The organism is Candidatus Nitrososphaera gargensis Ga9.2 (genome assembly GCF_000303155.1).
In the GTDB taxonomy this organism is placed as follows: Archaea; Thermoproteota; Nitrososphaeria; order Nitrososphaerales; family Nitrososphaeraceae; genus Nitrososphaera; species Nitrososphaera gargensis.
Map to the genome: position 1 here is coordinate 1,183,558 of NC_018719.1, position 13,842 is coordinate 1,197,399.

General features: G+C 49.0%; 22 protein-coding genes. 16 read left to right on the forward strand and 6 right to left on the reverse strand.

Annotation, left to right across the window (positions count from 1 at the left end; all coding sequences use genetic code 11):
• The first annotated feature begins 11 nt into the window (after positions 1-11).
• Positions 12-368 carry a hypothetical protein gene (locus tag NGAR_RS07050; protein WP_015018991.1) on the forward strand — a complete coding sequence of 119 codons (357 nt, stop codon included), beginning with the start codon at positions 12-14 and terminating at the stop codon, positions 366-368.
• Positions 369-1,039: 671 nt separating this feature from the next.
• On the opposite strand, the gene NGAR_RS07055 is transcribed toward NGAR_RS07050, so the two are convergent.
• On the reverse strand, positions 1,040-1,372 hold the full coding sequence (locus NGAR_RS07055) for a hypothetical protein (RefSeq protein WP_015018993.1): 333 nt from the start codon (positions 1,370-1,372) through the stop codon (positions 1,040-1,042).
• Between the two features lie 374 nt (positions 1,373-1,746).
• Between NGAR_RS07055 and NGAR_RS07060 the strand changes: the two genes are divergently transcribed.
• The 8 genes from NGAR_RS07060 to NGAR_RS07095 all read left to right on the forward strand — a co-directional run bounded on the left by NGAR_RS07060 (position 1,747) and on the right by NGAR_RS07095 (position 6,104).
• Positions 1,747-2,466 (forward strand): hypothetical protein, encoded by a 720-nt coding sequence (locus NGAR_RS07060; RefSeq protein ID WP_015018994.1) that lies wholly within the window; start codon positions 1,747-1,749, stop codon positions 2,464-2,466.
• 33 nt (positions 2,467-2,499) lie between these two features.
• Positions 2,500-3,081: an SMC-Scp complex subunit ScpB gene (scpB, locus tag NGAR_RS07065; protein ID WP_015018995.1), complete on the forward strand. Its 582-nt coding sequence runs from the start codon at positions 2,500-2,502 to the stop codon at positions 3,079-3,081.
• A gap of 30 nt (positions 3,082-3,111) precedes the next feature.
• Entirely contained in the window at positions 3,112-3,516 is a 405-nt protein-coding gene (locus NGAR_RS07070) for a 30S ribosomal protein S8e (protein WP_015018996.1), read from the forward strand.
• 43 nt (positions 3,517-3,559) lie between these two features.
• Entirely contained in the window at positions 3,560-4,048 is a 489-nt protein-coding gene (locus NGAR_RS07075) for a hypothetical protein (RefSeq protein ID WP_015018997.1), read from the forward strand.
• A gap of 51 nt (positions 4,049-4,099) precedes the next feature.
• Positions 4,100-4,420, forward strand: a complete 321-nt coding sequence (locus NGAR_RS07080) for a signal recognition particle subunit SRP19/SEC65 family protein (protein ID WP_015018998.1) — start codon at positions 4,100-4,102, stop codon at positions 4,418-4,420.
• Between the two features lie 103 nt (positions 4,421-4,523).
• Positions 4,524-4,826, forward strand: coding sequence for an H/ACA ribonucleoprotein complex subunit GAR1 (locus NGAR_RS07085; protein WP_015018999.1), 303 nt, complete (start codon positions 4,524-4,526; stop codon positions 4,824-4,826).
• A gap of 6 nt (positions 4,827-4,832) precedes the next feature.
• Entirely contained in the window at positions 4,833-5,855 is a 1,023-nt protein-coding gene (locus NGAR_RS07090) for a transcription initiation factor IIB (RefSeq protein ID WP_015019000.1), read from the forward strand.
• Positions 5,856-5,915: 60 nt separating this feature from the next.
• Positions 5,916-6,104: a hypothetical protein gene (locus NGAR_RS07095; RefSeq protein ID WP_015019001.1), complete on the forward strand. Its 189-nt coding sequence runs from the start codon at positions 5,916-5,918 to the stop codon at positions 6,102-6,104.
• Between the two features lie 2 nt (positions 6,105-6,106).
• Here NGAR_RS07095 and NGAR_RS07100 read toward each other — a convergent pair whose 3' ends face one another.
• Entirely contained in the window at positions 6,107-6,253 is a 147-nt protein-coding gene (locus NGAR_RS07100) for an LPXTG cell wall anchor domain-containing protein (protein ID WP_187147710.1), read from the reverse strand.
• Between the two features lie 48 nt (positions 6,254-6,301).
• On the opposite strand from NGAR_RS07100, the gene NGAR_RS17385 reads away from it, so the two are divergent.
• Positions 6,302-6,475 carry a hypothetical protein gene (locus NGAR_RS17385; protein ID WP_015019002.1) on the forward strand — a complete coding sequence of 58 codons (174 nt, stop codon included), beginning with the start codon at positions 6,302-6,304 and terminating at the stop codon, positions 6,473-6,475.
• On the opposite strand, the gene NGAR_RS07105 is transcribed toward NGAR_RS17385, so the two are convergent.
• From NGAR_RS07105 to NGAR_RS07110, 3 genes are read right to left on the reverse strand one after another with little or no spacing between them, the layout of a single operon-like run.
• A complete protein-coding gene (locus NGAR_RS07105) occupies positions 6,472-7,746 on the reverse strand; it encodes an alkaline phosphatase family protein (RefSeq protein WP_187147711.1) in 1,275 nt (424 codons plus the stop codon). The genes NGAR_RS17385 and NGAR_RS07105 overlap by 4 nt on opposite strands.
• A gap of 25 nt (positions 7,747-7,771) precedes the next feature.
• Positions 7,772-7,936: a hypothetical protein gene (locus NGAR_RS17390; RefSeq protein ID WP_187147712.1), complete on the reverse strand. Its 165-nt coding sequence runs from the start codon at positions 7,934-7,936 to the stop codon at positions 7,772-7,774.
• Positions 7,915-8,097, reverse strand: coding sequence for a hypothetical protein (locus NGAR_RS07110; protein ID WP_015019004.1), 183 nt, complete (start codon positions 8,095-8,097; stop codon positions 7,915-7,917). The genes NGAR_RS17390 and NGAR_RS07110 overlap by 22 nt, the downstream gene beginning before the upstream one ends.
• 74 nt (positions 8,098-8,171) lie before the next feature.
• Between NGAR_RS07110 and NGAR_RS18400 the strand changes: the two genes are divergently transcribed.
• Both NGAR_RS18400 and NGAR_RS07115 read left to right on the forward strand, forming a co-directional pair.
• Complete coding sequence (locus NGAR_RS18400; protein ID WP_228369318.1) at positions 8,172-8,309, forward strand: hypothetical protein; 138 nt, start codon at positions 8,172-8,174, stop codon at positions 8,307-8,309.
• Between the two features lie 154 nt (positions 8,310-8,463).
• On the forward strand, positions 8,464-9,495 hold the full coding sequence (locus NGAR_RS07115; protein WP_015019005.1) for a galactose-1-phosphate uridylyltransferase: 1,032 nt from the start codon (positions 8,464-8,466) through the stop codon (positions 9,493-9,495).
• Positions 9,496-9,767: 272 nt separating this feature from the next.
• Here NGAR_RS07115 and NGAR_RS07120 read toward each other — a convergent pair whose 3' ends face one another.
• On the reverse strand, positions 9,768-10,073 hold the full coding sequence (locus NGAR_RS07120; protein ID WP_015019006.1) for a hypothetical protein: 306 nt from the start codon (positions 10,071-10,073) through the stop codon (positions 9,768-9,770).
• A gap of 808 nt (positions 10,074-10,881) precedes the next feature.
• Here NGAR_RS07120 and NGAR_RS07125 point away from each other — a divergent pair.
• The 4 genes from NGAR_RS07125 (at position 10,882) to NGAR_RS07140 (ending at position 13,841) form a co-directional block, all read left to right on the forward strand.
• Positions 10,882-11,322 (forward strand): hypothetical protein, encoded by a 441-nt coding sequence (locus NGAR_RS07125; protein ID WP_015019007.1) that lies wholly within the window; start codon positions 10,882-10,884, stop codon positions 11,320-11,322.
• Positions 11,323-11,339: 17 nt separating this feature from the next.
• On the forward strand, positions 11,340-11,747 hold the full coding sequence (locus NGAR_RS07130; RefSeq protein ID WP_015019008.1) for a hypothetical protein: 408 nt from the start codon (positions 11,340-11,342) through the stop codon (positions 11,745-11,747).
• A 193-nt stretch (positions 11,748-11,940) separates the two neighbouring features.
• A complete protein-coding gene (locus NGAR_RS07135; protein ID WP_015019009.1) occupies positions 11,941-12,396 on the forward strand; it encodes a hypothetical protein in 456 nt (151 codons plus the stop codon).
• Complete coding sequence (locus NGAR_RS07140) at positions 12,393-13,841, forward strand: UDP-N-acetyl glucosamine 2-epimerase (protein ID WP_015019010.1); 1,449 nt, start codon at positions 12,393-12,395, stop codon at positions 13,839-13,841. Before NGAR_RS07135 ends, NGAR_RS07140 begins: the two co-directional genes overlap by 4 nt.
• Position 13,842: the final 1 nt, after the last annotated feature.

The following is a 13,842-nucleotide window of genomic DNA, read 5'->3' on the forward strand; positions in this document are numbered from 1 at the left end:
ACCTATTTGTATTGAAGAAGTTTGTTGGAGGACTTGTGCTTGGTGCTGGCTTGATTATCGGCACAACAATCGTTTTTGCACTAAAGGAATCTGGTACTACTACTACCACCATCGCCACCACCACGGCTAGCAGTAGTAGTAGTACACAACAAAAGGTTACTATCAGAGGTTCTGTCGGTGTGCCTTTTGCTCCGATCAACGTATACAAGGATGGCAAGCATTTCGCCACCGTCACAGCAGACTTCGAAGGAAATTATGAATTTACCAGCGATCAACCGGGCACATATACAGTCAAGACTGACTCAAGTACACAAACAGTCACAGTCCAATCCAACTCGAAGACTACCATTTATCAGAACAATGGTTGATGAGCGTTAGTCATTTTCCATTTGGCAAAGATTTTTGATGATGTCACAATTGCTTTATACGAGCTTTGTGATGACCCACAACAAACACCAAAGTGTAGGCAGTCATCAACCTTACTGAGCGTCAATTTATCATAGTCAATCAATACACCTTTGCATCTTTCACATTTCCTACACTGGTAACTTGGCGGGACATACACAGTATTTTATGAGGGATCTTGGTGCAATGTCCCTTTAAGTTACCAGCGTTCGTTATTCACTTCCTGCAAGTCGTCATCGATGATAGTTTAGCTTTTTGCTGCATCGATCGAACTTTGAAAAATCATTTTGAAATATAAATACAATTTTGAATTTCGAAATTCAATTATTGTTTTGTATTTCATAATGTAATTACAATTTTGTATTCGCCATCGAATAAATCCTGCAATGTTTGTTATGAATTCTAAGCCAGGCACCGGTAACTTGGCGGGAGATGAGCATAATTTTGCACAGTAAATCCGGGTGATCTCCCCTTAAGTTACCAGAACCCTAAGCCCTCTGGAGGATCGCAATTGGGACGATGATTTTTGATATTGTCGTGTTAGATCAATCTTCTTGTGGAATTAAAGAAAAGAAAAAGAGGGAGGGTAAGATACATTTAGCTGCTCTTTTTCTTGCCTATACTGTCTTCTTCCTTAAGAGCAGTCTGTGAAGCTATTTTGTCCGCCACCAATTTGTGCTGATGCAGTAGAGAAATTGACTGCTGCTACGTTTTGCTGACAAGCACCTGCGTCTTGGGAGATTGCTGCAACAGCGGTGTTGGTGTTGCCAGTGCCTCCGCCACCTACGCTAGCGCTAGCAGTGGCAGCTTGGTTATTGGTGTTGCTGTTGGACTGGTTGATGGTCGTCTGTGCAGCAGCTGCTGCCGGTACCAAAGTGGTTGCGACTACTGTCGCAAGCATGACTAACCTTGTTGTTGGGATCATCGTTCTAAAAGTAAAGTTAGCCTTGGTGATAAGAAATCCCATAGTACAAGATTCTTATACCTTGAATGCCAAAATTAGCAAATAGCCTCAGAATGATACCTTCTATCTTCTACTTTAGAAAATCTATCCATGAAGATTAGCTGGTGAGATGCTTATAATGACTTGATGTATTAAGATAAAATTTATACAAACACAGAGTTTTTCTTTCACTTTCTATCATACTATATCACAAACTATGCTTGAATGTCTTGTTTCGCCTGCTTTAACTTGACCTAGAACCAAGCGTGTAGATACAGACCAGACACAATTGCTAGTCAGATAAACCAAGTCACGTTCGTCCGTAATAAATTACCATTTTCGTAAGATGTTTTTACAAACAAGTATTATATGGCGACTTGCTGAATTGAGAGACAGAATTGGCCAAGGAGCAGGCAGAGCCGGACACAAAAAAGTCGATAGCCCAGCCACCGCTGAACCTCCTTTTCAACCCCTCGCTCCTTGTAAGAAAGGACGTCTGGAACATCGATGTCGCCCTTTTGCTTGAAATGTTCCTCCGGCTCATCAACGCGACTGGCACCAAAGACCTGCGCATCTGCGGCATTGCCGCCGTGTCGTCGTCAATGATATACCGACTGAAGGTGGAAAGCATCTTTGCGCTTGAAAAGATCGCGATGCAGAGGAAAGGCGTTGACGACCCAGACAGCCAGCAGCCCATACCGCAGCTTAACCCTGTCGAGCTTCCGTTCAGGATCGAGTCCACATACCCTGTTTCAGTCGAAGACCTGCTTCATATGCTGGAAAATATGATAATGGAGCTTGCAAACCCTAGGCCGAGAAAAAAGCAGGTGGAGCTTGAGCCCGTCCAAGGGTTTGACTTTGACCAGTATCTCGTCAAGTTCGAGCAGATAATCCAGCGCTACGAGGACATGATCTTTGATATAGTGAGCGCGGACGGTGTGCTGATGTTTAAGACACTGGTGGAAAAGATGGAGCCGGTGGAAACTGCAAGATGCTTTATTGCAATGCTGTACCTTGCAATGAAAGGCAAGGTCGAGCTTGACCAGCAGGAAGGCTCAGACGACGTTAAGATAACAATTGCCAAGCAGCATAATCATCAGCAACAACAGCAGCAATAAATAAAGCGATTATATTTCATTATAATCAGCAGTTTGCGCGACTCGCTTCCAGAAAATGAAATTGCCGCAAGGATAGAGGCGGCGCTCTACTCTGCTGGCAGGCCGCTGTCGGTGGACGAGCTGATAAAGGCGTCTGGCACCAACTCCAAGGAAAAGACGCTGCGCGTCGTCAACGAGCTTGTTAAGAAAACCAAGACCACATTCAAGGCAATCGAGATAGCACAGCTGGAGGACGGAGCATATGTGTTCCAGCTTAGGCCGGAATATACACCACTTGTCAGAAGGTTCGCTCAGCACCCCTTGATACCGTCAGCGGCGCTCAAGACCCTCTCCTACATTGCGTACGAACAGCCGGTGACTTCAAAGAGGCTTGTGCAGATTAGGGGAAGCCAGGTATATTCGCACATCAGGATCCTTGAGCAGCTGCAGTTCGTAGAGCATGAAAACCTTGGGAGGCTTAAGGTCTACCGCACGACCCCCAAGTTCCAGAACTACTTTGGCATAACTGACCTGAACGCGATGAAGAGCAAGCTGGTGGCGACAACTAACAAGCAGTCTCCGCCATCTCCACGAGCTGCAGCAGCGGGCCCGCCTCGGTCTCCAGAAAAGTCTTAATTAGAGTGAAAAATTACCTACTGCACTGCTATGCGAAAATCGATAGAGAACCTTGCTGGGCGCAAGATGACTGGCGGACGCAAGGTTGCCATGAGAGGAAGACGCAAGTTCGAGATTGACAGGTATCCAAATGAAGCCGTGGTCGGCCCGACCCAGATCGTTGCCAGAAGGACAAGGGGCAACAATATCAAGGCCGCATTCAAGACTGCCGAGTTTGCCAATGTCGTTGACAAGGAAGCCAAAAAGGTCACAAAGTCCAAGATCCTGAAGGTGAACAAGAACCCTGCAAACAGAGACTATGAAAGAAGGGGCGTCATAAGCAAGGGCGCAGTGATCGAGACTGAAAGCGGCACTGCAGTGGTGGTCTCCCGCCCGGGGCAGGACGGAGTCGTCAACGCCGTTCTGGTAAAAGCAGCGGCAGCCAAGACTTCATGATTCTTCGATAACCATTAAGAGCTAATAGCACTCTCATTTTTCTGTGGAGATATCGTGGGACGGTCCAGACCCAAAGGACAGGGTTGCATGCCCGTACCCTGTCGACTTTGCAAGCAAGCCGGCACCAGCCGAAACTCTCAATTCTCTTGAATCTGGTAGGCTGTTCTTGCAGGTCTACCTCGGAGATGGCGTACGGCAGGTCTCTGCCAAACTGATCAACAATGCCAAGAAGGAAAACCTTGAGAAGATGCAAAGCTCCAGTACTCTGATGCGCAAGACATTTCTCACAGCCTTACTGACGCAGGACAATCGGAGGCCTTGCATGTGGACCGGTGAGCTGAACATCCCGTCCAGCTGGATGGAGGGTGGCACCCGTACTTACGAGAGGACAGGCGCGGCAAGCCCCAAAAGCAAAAGGAACCTCTACACACTAGAGATAACGTACGTGCTTGAGGGCGGCAACAGCTGCACGGCTTATTTTAACTCTGAAGACGCGTTCCACTGGCAGGCGCGCGCAGAACCAAAGATGTAACATTCTCTCAACATTGTTTATAAAAGCCTCAAAATATACGGGCATTGAACCTTGAAGGACTACGACCACGTCGTGCTCTGGCTTGACTACTTTAACAAGAACCTCAAGAGGCGGCAGGGCCGCAAGGTCAACAGAGAGCAGGCGGTATTTGACCCTACTGTGCAAGAGCTGGCAGAGGCAGCCAAGGCTGCTGGCTTCCAGTTCTCGGATCAAGAAGTGAACGATAACGCCAGGTTCCCTCGAAGGTCTTTTACCAGATCCGGTTATGTGATGGTTGCAAAAAAAGAGGGTGTCAAAAAGTCGCAGGTGATCGACGCGGTCGCCGAAAAGATAGTGCAGAGAAGAAGCAAGCAAAAGTCCGGCAAGAAATGAAATTTTTCATATCTAAAAAATTTCCGGGCGCTGATGACAGAATCTTGTTTATCGAAATACAAATAATATTTGACAGAAGCGCATGATAGCAAGTAATTAGCTTATGTCGCTTACCAACGTGGGGGAGATCGGGGAAATTATGCATCTGGCAAAAAGTGGAAGGTTGATAGTCAAACTCAACGCAGCGGGTGCCGGCATCCGGGCTGGCGAGCTGCTCGTTGATGGATCGGGCAAGAGAGTAGGCAGAGTGGCAGAGTTGATCGGTCCTGTGAGCGCGCCATACGCGTCGGTCATACCAATGACTGACAGGACGAGCAGGCTTGTCGGATCCAAGGTTTTCAGCGGCGGTTTTGCTAAAATGTCTCGCAGCCAGGGTAGGGGCTCTGGCCGCAGGTCGACGAGGTAGAAGAAAATGACGTCTGCAGAATACTATACCCAGTGCTCCGAGTGCGGCGCAAACCTCATTCAGGACCACAGCAAGGGCGAATACATTTGCGAGAGGTGCGGCTGCGTCATGATGGATCAGGTCGAGGACTTTGGGCGCGAATCAAACGCCACCGACTTTGAGGAAAAGTCCAAGAACATGAGAGCAAGCGGCTCAACCAGTTTTGCTTTGCACGATTATGGGCTGAGAACAGAGATTGCCTACGGCTCAAAGGACTATGCCGGCAAGTCGATAGACTACCAGATGGCCGAAACCATGAACAGCATCCGCAAATGGCACATCCGGAGCAGGATCGTCTCTGCGCAGGAGCGCAGGCTGTCAAATGTCCTCACAAAGATAAATGAGATATGCGCCGCAATGTCCCTTCCAAAACTCTTGGTCGAGACATCAGCGATCCTTTACCGTAACTATGAGAGCAGCTGCGAGGCAAAGGGCAAGTCAATTGCCTGCATGGCCGCGGCCACCATCTATCTTGCGTGCAAAAAGTGCTCGGTGGTGCGCTCGCTAGAAGAAATTGTGAAAGCCACCGGCGTGACCGATCAGGACAGGTCAAGCGTCAAGCTGGCATCAAAGTACTACAGGATGATGGTTATGGAGATGGGGGTGTTTACGGAGCAGCAGCCACCGGCGCAAGCCGCCAGCACACCGCAGCAGCCTTCACCGGCAGTCTCACTTGCCATTGACTACTACATATCAAAGCTTGCCAACATGGCCAAGATAGACACCAAAGTGGAAAGGCTCGCAATCGATATCGCGCACAAGACGGACGACCACTTGCTAGCAGACGGCAAGGCGCCAAACGGCCTAGCGGCAGCATACATCTACATCGCTTCGATATTTTTGGGCGTCAACATACTCCAGCGTGATGTGTCTAGCTTGTCTGGCGTCACCGAAGTGACGATCAGAAACAGGTGCAAGGACATACTTACCAACTTCAAGATGACGGTAACAGTAAAGCCGCAACAGGTCAGGCCGGGCTTTGCAGCATAATTGTTTAAAAGGGAGAAGAACGTTACCCAACTAATGCTGTGTAGAGCCTGTGGGGCAGAGATGATGGCAACAGAGTACTGCCCCTCCTGCAATGAAGCGGTGCTGTGGAAGTGCAGCAGCTGCGAAAAGGAAAACGACAAGTCGGTGCATACCTACCACCCTCCAAGGGCTGAGTCGTCAAGGACGGCTTCTGTCGTCGGCACTCTCTTGGGTCTTGCTTCGGGTCTTTACGTAATAGTCCCCTTATGATATCAATGGGGATCTTCTTCCTCTCTTTTTCTTCTGATCCTCAGGTATATCGCCGCGCCGACAAGCACTGCAAGGCCGCCAATCAGGATAAAGAATGTGGTCTCGTCTCTGACGCTCCCCTCGGGGAGGATTGAAAGAACTGAAAGCACACCAGAGCAAAAGGCTTTTCTAGATTTATATCCTAACGTTTTTTGCGCTTGGTGCAACTGGAGTATGTCAACCCTCTTGCAGGGCTTGCAATGCTGGTCATCGGACTCTTCCTAATCTGGTTTGGCTACTGGGTCTACGGCATAACGCCTGCGGTGGTCGGGATCGTGCTCGTCATTTACTACCGCAAATACCTTTTACAAATAATGGGTATGCCGGCCTAGCCGGCCACCATCTTGATTGCGGTTGAGAGCACGTCCGCGCCCATCAGGAGTCCCAAGTTGCCGCGCTTGGCATAATTTTCGGTAAACCTCGCGCTGCCGTCCTGCTTGACCATGCTGCCTGACACGAGAAGCGGGACAGGGTCGTCGCTGTGCCCTTTCTTTACGCAGGGGGTAGAGTGGTCGCCAGAGACGACTATGGCGGTACTGCTGCCTTTCAACTCATTCATGAGCGTCCCAAAAAAGCGCTTGTCGATGTCCTCGATGTTCTTCTTTTTGCCCCGCGCGTCGCCGTCATGGCCAAATTCATCTGGTCCCTTGATATGGACATAGACTGCGTTGACCGACTTGAGGCTCTTGGCCGCTACCTTTGCCTTCTCTTCGTAGTCGTTGACGTCGCCAGCTTGGAACATTTTCATACCAAGCACCTTTGAAATCCCGATCTCGACTGGCATATCCACTATGCAGCCGACGCTGATGCCGTGCTTTTTGTCTATGGGGTCGACATGCGGGTACCTATTGCCAGAGTCCCGCGCAATGATGCAGTTCATCGGCTTCTTGCCTGCCGCTATCCTTGCCCTGTTCACCGGATGGTCACGCAAAAGCTGTACAACCTGTGTTGTGAACTCGTTGAGCATCTTGGCAGCGGTCCTTGCCTGATCGCTGTCCTCCTCGGCGGCAGACTTTTGGACAAACATTTCCCCGGTGGTGTCTTTTGCAATGCCCATGCCATCTATCTTGTCATAGGCCGGATCCGTGTTTGTAATCTTGTCTGACAATTTCATCTTAGCGTGCCTGAGCCTGATTACCACCCTGTGGGCAATTGTGGGCTCTAGCGCGATCGAAGCGTCCTTGTCGCTGAACCTGATGTTGTCGCGCAGAGTCTTGCACACAGCCTTTGCCTCTTCGCTGCTGATGACTCTGCCAGCGCGCCTGTCAACTATCTTCAGCTTGTCGTCAATCGTGGCAAAGTTGCCGCGAAGGGCAAGGTCGCCATCGCGAAAGTCAATGTTGCAGCCTATTGATTCGATGACTCCTCTGCCGACATAGCTTCCGTCCTTGAAGCTGTAGCCTAGCATGTTGAAAACCGCAATGTCGGACTGAGGCGCGATCCCTTTGCCCACGCTTATGACCTTGCCCATAGCGCCGTTCCTTGCTAGCGCGTCAAGGTTGGGGGTATATGCAGCCTCTAGCGGCGTCAGATCGTTCAGTAAAGGGTGGGGCAGGTCGCCAATGCCATCAAGCAAAACGTAGACTAGCCGGATGCCTTTCATAGCGACGGAAGAACTTTTGGTCAATTTATTGTTTGTGAGGCAGCTTTCGGCGATTCCTGTGCTTTGGCTTGTGGTATGAAAAGTACTTTCTCAGCCCATTGGTGTACCGCTCGATGATCTCAAACACCTCGTTGTCCTCATCCTCGGTGAGCTGGCGCCTGTACCTCTCTAGCACCAGACCTTCGACCAAACCCTTGTAGTAGCCGGCTCTATGACCGTAAAGTCGTAGGCATGCTCGCACTTCCAGACGCGCTTTAGCTTTGGCATGCGCTTTTTCGGAACCTTAGGAGCGGCCAGATCATTTTCAATGGGGGTTTCGATTATGTTTCTGATGTCCTTGTCAAGGGACATATGTGTACGTGATGCCAGCCGCGGTTCTTTGACAAAAAGTTATCCATAATAGCAAGCGATACTATTGTTGTGCGTTGGAGCAATGCATGTTTTGCTGGCGCATCGTGGTGGACGACAATGGTGAAAAGACAGAGGATTTTGGAATAGCAAACCGCGGGAAACATGTCTGTGCACGGTGCATGAAGGCGCTAGAGTTTTCGCTTGGCAACTAGTTTATGCAGCTTTGTTTAAAAAGTCAACAATCCATGCTTGGATAGCTGTTTGATTGCATGACTTTGTTTTTATGAGTTATTACTTTTTACACAAAGCCAGTTTATGCAGAACCTTTAATTAAAAGCAGATAGAGCATTTTTCAGGCTGAAGAGTTTGGGGGATCTGCGCAAAGACTATGTTCTTGACAAATTTGTTGTTGTGCCTGAAGCCAATCAGGCTGCTACCGCTGGCGACAAGCCAGAGGGCAGCAAATGCCCATACTGTCCCGGCAACGAATCAATGACAGAGCCGGCGCTGCTTGCGCTGGTCGTCCAAGATGGCATGCTCCAGCGCCTCTCAGACAGCGAGGACAGCATCATCGAGGACTGGTCAGTCAGGGTTTTCCAGAGCAAGAACCCTGTGGTCGCAACAGGCGCTGCGACAAGCTACAGCGACAAACCTCTCTACAGCGAGCCTGCCTACGGGTACCATCAGATAGTCGTGGCGTCGCCAGATCACAAGCAGAGCCTCTCACAAATGTCAGTTGAGCAGTGGGGCAACGTGCTTGTCGTGATCCAAGACCGGGTACGGTGGCTCTACACACAAAAGAGCGTGACGTATGTCTCGATCTATGTCAACAGCGGGGTGGGCGCAGGCGCGCAGGTGGCGCACCCGCACCTGCATATCGTCACTTTTTCCACGATACCTCCAGTTATCGAGCTTGAGGCCGAAGGGTCGCACAGGTTCATGAACGAAAATGGTAACTGCCCTGCATGCAATATTATCGGCGTTGAGTCGAGCGGGCCGCGCCAGATCTTGGCAACGGATAGCTTCCTTGCATTCTGCCCTTGGGCGCCGACCTACCCGTATGAATTTTGGATATATCCAAAGAGGCACATCACGTCCTTTTCGAAGATAACGCAGAAGGAGATAAACGACCTTGCCCTCATGCTCCGGGCGACGCTTGGGGGCATGTCAAAGGCGCTCAAGGACGCGCCGTTCAACTTAGTGTTCCACCTGTCGCCTGAGAAAAAGAATAGCCGGCAGATCCACTGGCACATTGAGGTGTATCCACAATTGAACACATGGTCAGGTCTGGAGCGGGGCTTTGGGGTTTTCGTAAACAACGTCAGGCCGGAAAAGTCTGCAGAAATACTGGGCTCAGCGAGCAGGAAAGAGCTGGCCGGGCTCGTAGGCATAGTATGATTTGGTAGCTTCTTAGAAAGCCGCAGAATCTGCTCTTCGCTGTTCAACCTCCTTTGCTGCCGTCTTATCTCTTCCAATCTTGCCTTCTCGTCATGATGCCTATTGACCTCTTTTGAAAGCGTCCAACCGACAACTACCTTTATGCCAACAATGGCAGCAAGCATCGCTAATTCTTCAAATGATGACACGATTTAGCCTTCAATATCACGCTGCCAACCTGCAGGTCAATAGCCAACAGCATGCCCCTTGCAAGCCTCAGGCTGATTATTTCTTTATCCGTCGTATGCCGCCCTAGTATTCTTTGCGAAGAAAAAAGATGGATGGAAGAAGAATCTAATCGTTTCTTCCGCCGTGCGAGCTTTAGCCGCCTTTTCTTGATATCTCTGCTTCTCTTCTGACATGCCTGCAAAGCCTCTGCCTTCGCCACCGCCTCCACCACCATGTGAAGCTTCGCCTCCTGCACGGGCTACACGCTCCCTTGTTTCTTGGTCTGCTGCTTGCAGTCCTCTTTCTTCATGTGGTGCCTCTCCACCTTTCCTCGCTACTCTTTTCTTTATCTCTTCGTCCGCTGATGCCAAACCTCTATTGTTTGATGATATGAAAATTGTCTACGCGGCAAAGGATTAATCGACTTTAGATCAGGAAGTCGAATGGTAAGTTTAGAACAACGGGCTGTTACTGACGTTAGATTGCAATTCCAAAATAACTGATCTGAATGATATAGCAGAAAACTTTGTAGAATCGTCTAAAAAACCATTTGATGGCATCAACCGCAGAGGTATTTGAAAAGCCCTAAAACTGCCTAGAATTTAGAGCTGATAACACTGGCCTTTGGGCTTGTAGTTCATTTTCAACCTAGGGCAAAAATAATGATGATTGCTAACATAAAGCTGTTTGATCACTAGGTTTCATGATTCTGCTATGATCTTTGAAGGCTTTGGATTTGACGGCAGTTTTTCTAGTTTATGTTTTGGATGAGCAAGATAGTGCCTAGAGGCCCCGTCGCCATTGAATTCAAGCTTGCATCGTTTACATCTCCACCGTATGGGCAACTTTCATCACGTATACGGTTGTGTATATACTGATTACGAGCATTATATCTTAAAGCAATTTCAATTGACTAGTATCAGATGGTTTCAGCAAAAATATATGGTCACTGAAAGTGTCTGTATGATTTAATTAGTTAAGCCTTATCTGGCCGCCAATCTATGCTATTTGATTTTCAAATTTGCAACATCTGGTTAGTTACGCTGCTCGTAACTATGGCTATTAATCTTATGCACCTTTAGAGGTCATCTCCTAGCCGATTAGATTAATGGGTGGGGTAACTATGTGACTTAACAAGGGTTAGCAATATCTAAAATAGATCAAGCCGAAGATTGCACCATGAAAACAACAAATCTAAGGTATGTAATATCAGTAGGACTGGCAGTAGCAACATTAGTGGTGGTTCCTTTATTTGTGGGCGGATTGCTAGTGTTGCCGACATCCTTAGCGCCATTGGTGGGACAGGCAGGGCTTACAGCGGGAGCATTATCTGCATGGTTTGGACCAGCGTTTGGAATAGGAGCAATAGCGTTAGGGACAGCAGCGTTTGTTGTATCATGGAAGCAGAGGTCGTTTCTGGTATCGGGACTGCTAATCGTAAGTGGCATCATATACATGATCCCTGCTCTGATAGCCTTGGCGAACATCAACATTGCAGTCATCTTGATCCCGGGTCCAATTCTCGGGTTTATATCTGGGTTAGTAATTGTCGGGCTTGGTGTGGCAAAGGGAATAAGAACGGCAAGAATGATGACAACAATGGTAACTGCTAGGAGCTGAGGAGGAGGGTCAGAGAGATGTATCACCTTCAAAAAAGTGACCTTAGAAAGAAAAAGGCTTCTGAGGCACTTGCCATTGTTGGCATGGCTCTACTCACTATAGATACTGCAGGGACATTAATGGGGCAAGGCGGAAACAGATTCTTGCCATTAACTGACCGGCAGAGCGGGATATTACTTGGATTACCATCGATCATTCTGCTCTTCTTGTCTTTTGGAATTGTTGGACTTAGACAAAAGATAAGGATAACGACAGTCTTGTTGATGGCAGGTGGTGCAATGCTTGCAGTCTCTAAATTGATAGAGCCAACAATGGGTTTGATTTTATTCTTGGCTGTGGCACTTCCTTATGTGTACGTATCGCTAATTGCAAGCGGTTTTATCCTGATCGGACTAGGCTTGTTGAGAGCTATAAGAAGGCAATGACAAATCTTGAAAGCTATCCACCAAAGTACTTTCAAGAGACACAAGGTTGTGATTGAAGAAGGATGATAATCTTTATTCTAGTCTATCGTATAGGCAAACATCGCATTTTTGCTGCTTGAGATTTTTGCATAGTATGGGCTTCGACCGCCAAGGAATGATTTAATTACCAAACGGCAAATACAGTGCTCTAGTAATGAGGCTAAAGCTGGAGGAGTGGACGTCGCTTGCATCCCTTGCGCTATCTATAATGTTTGTCGTCCTTTTGCTCTCATTTTACAATTTTTTGATAGGGCCAGAAGGTGAGGGTCCAGAGGCTGTGGTAGACCCAGGAAGTCTAGTACTTCAGGAAATCTTTATCTCGGGAGCGCCGAGCCTTGCACTGGCCGGCTTTGCATTTGGCATGGCAAAGACCTTTGGCACTAAGATAGGTGGCACGATGCTTGTAGCCTCTGGCGTTATAATGATTGCAGGCATGATAGCCGGAATCCCGCTATTGGCAAGGATCTCTGAGCAGTATATCGTGGGCGTGGTAGGCTACGTTCCCTACTTTTTCATGACGGCTGGCGCAGGGGTAGCGGCAATGGGCGGTTACCTGATAGCTGCGACGAAAAGAAGGCCAATCAGCAGCGACTTGGATGATCTCCGTTGAGCGTCAGGGAGATAGATGTATCGCGCAGCCTGCTACCTGTAAAGGTATCAGATAATCTCCAATCTGTCTTTGCCAAGGCACGAAAAGAGGGCACGCCTGTGCTTGCGATAGTGACCGGCACGAAGCCGGACTTTTACAAGCAGGCGCCACTTGTAATCGAGGCGGCAAAAGAAAACCTGCCTGTCTTTGTCATAAACACCGGCCAGCACTTTGATGAGGTGCTCGGCTTTGGAATCGAGGAGTTCAACCTGCAGCAGTTCGTAGGCTGCAACCTCCAGATAAGGGGCGACCTGATGGAAAAGGCAAGCGAGCTGATAATCAAGTTTGGCTCGTTTGGCCGGTACTGCAGGAAGAACTTTGGCACAGAATCACTCCTTCCAATAGTCCACGGCGACACGCTGGTGGCGGGCATCGCGCCACTTGCATGGGTGTTTGGCATGGGGCAAAAGGTCGGGCAGAACGAGGCAGGCCTCCGTTCCATGAGCCCCGAGGCGATCAAGAGACTGAAAGCATGCAGAGAACCGACAAAAGCAGAAATACGCAGGTTCATCAGCAGCCAGTTTGACGGCAGGTGGTTCCTTGCAAGGGAAGAGCCCTTCCCAGAGCAGATAGATACATGGATATGCTCTGCTGGAACCCAGTTCTTTTTTGCACCCACCAAGCTCAACAGGGACAACCTCGTGAGGGAAGGCTACCCTGAGAACTTTGTCCACGTCGTTGGCAATTCAGTAGTTGACGCAATACATCAAAAGAGGAAGGAAAAGTCCCGCCAGAGCATCTTTGACCTCTACCCGCAGCTGGAAAAAGGCCAATGGATAAGGATGGACATTCATAGGCGCGAGAACCTAACGCACCGGCGCTTTACCTCTATAATCGGCGGGCTGGTCCAGCTGATCAAGAACACTGACAAGAAGGTGGTCTTGGTCATGCTGAACGCAACAGTGTCTGCCCTGAAACAGTACAACCTTGAGTCAAAGCTGAAGGGCCTTACGGAAGAGCATCCTGATAAATTCATCATGACGCCGCTGTGGAAAGAATATGCAAACGTGATCGAATTCCTAGACAGCGGCCGCTGCTGGGCGGAAATGACTGATTCGGGATCGATGCAGGAAGAATTGCTGTATTTCCCGAAAGTAACGTCGCTGACAGTCAGGCTCAACACCGACAGGCCGGAAACGATATTTGACGCCAAGAGCAACATTCTGGTTCCGCCACTGAGCCCCAATTGGATAGCATCGATTGTCAATGAGGCGTACGACAAGGAAGAGGGGCTGGGCATGAGGCTGCGGCGCAAAAAGCAGATGTATGGAAGGCCGGGACAGGTATCAAGGAGCATAATCAAGATAATCAAGAAAGAGTTTGAAAACGGCGACGCCAACTTTTACCCCTGGCTGCACCAGAGGCTTGGGCTCTGGAAGGAAGGCCAAGGCCTCGACTACATGTAGA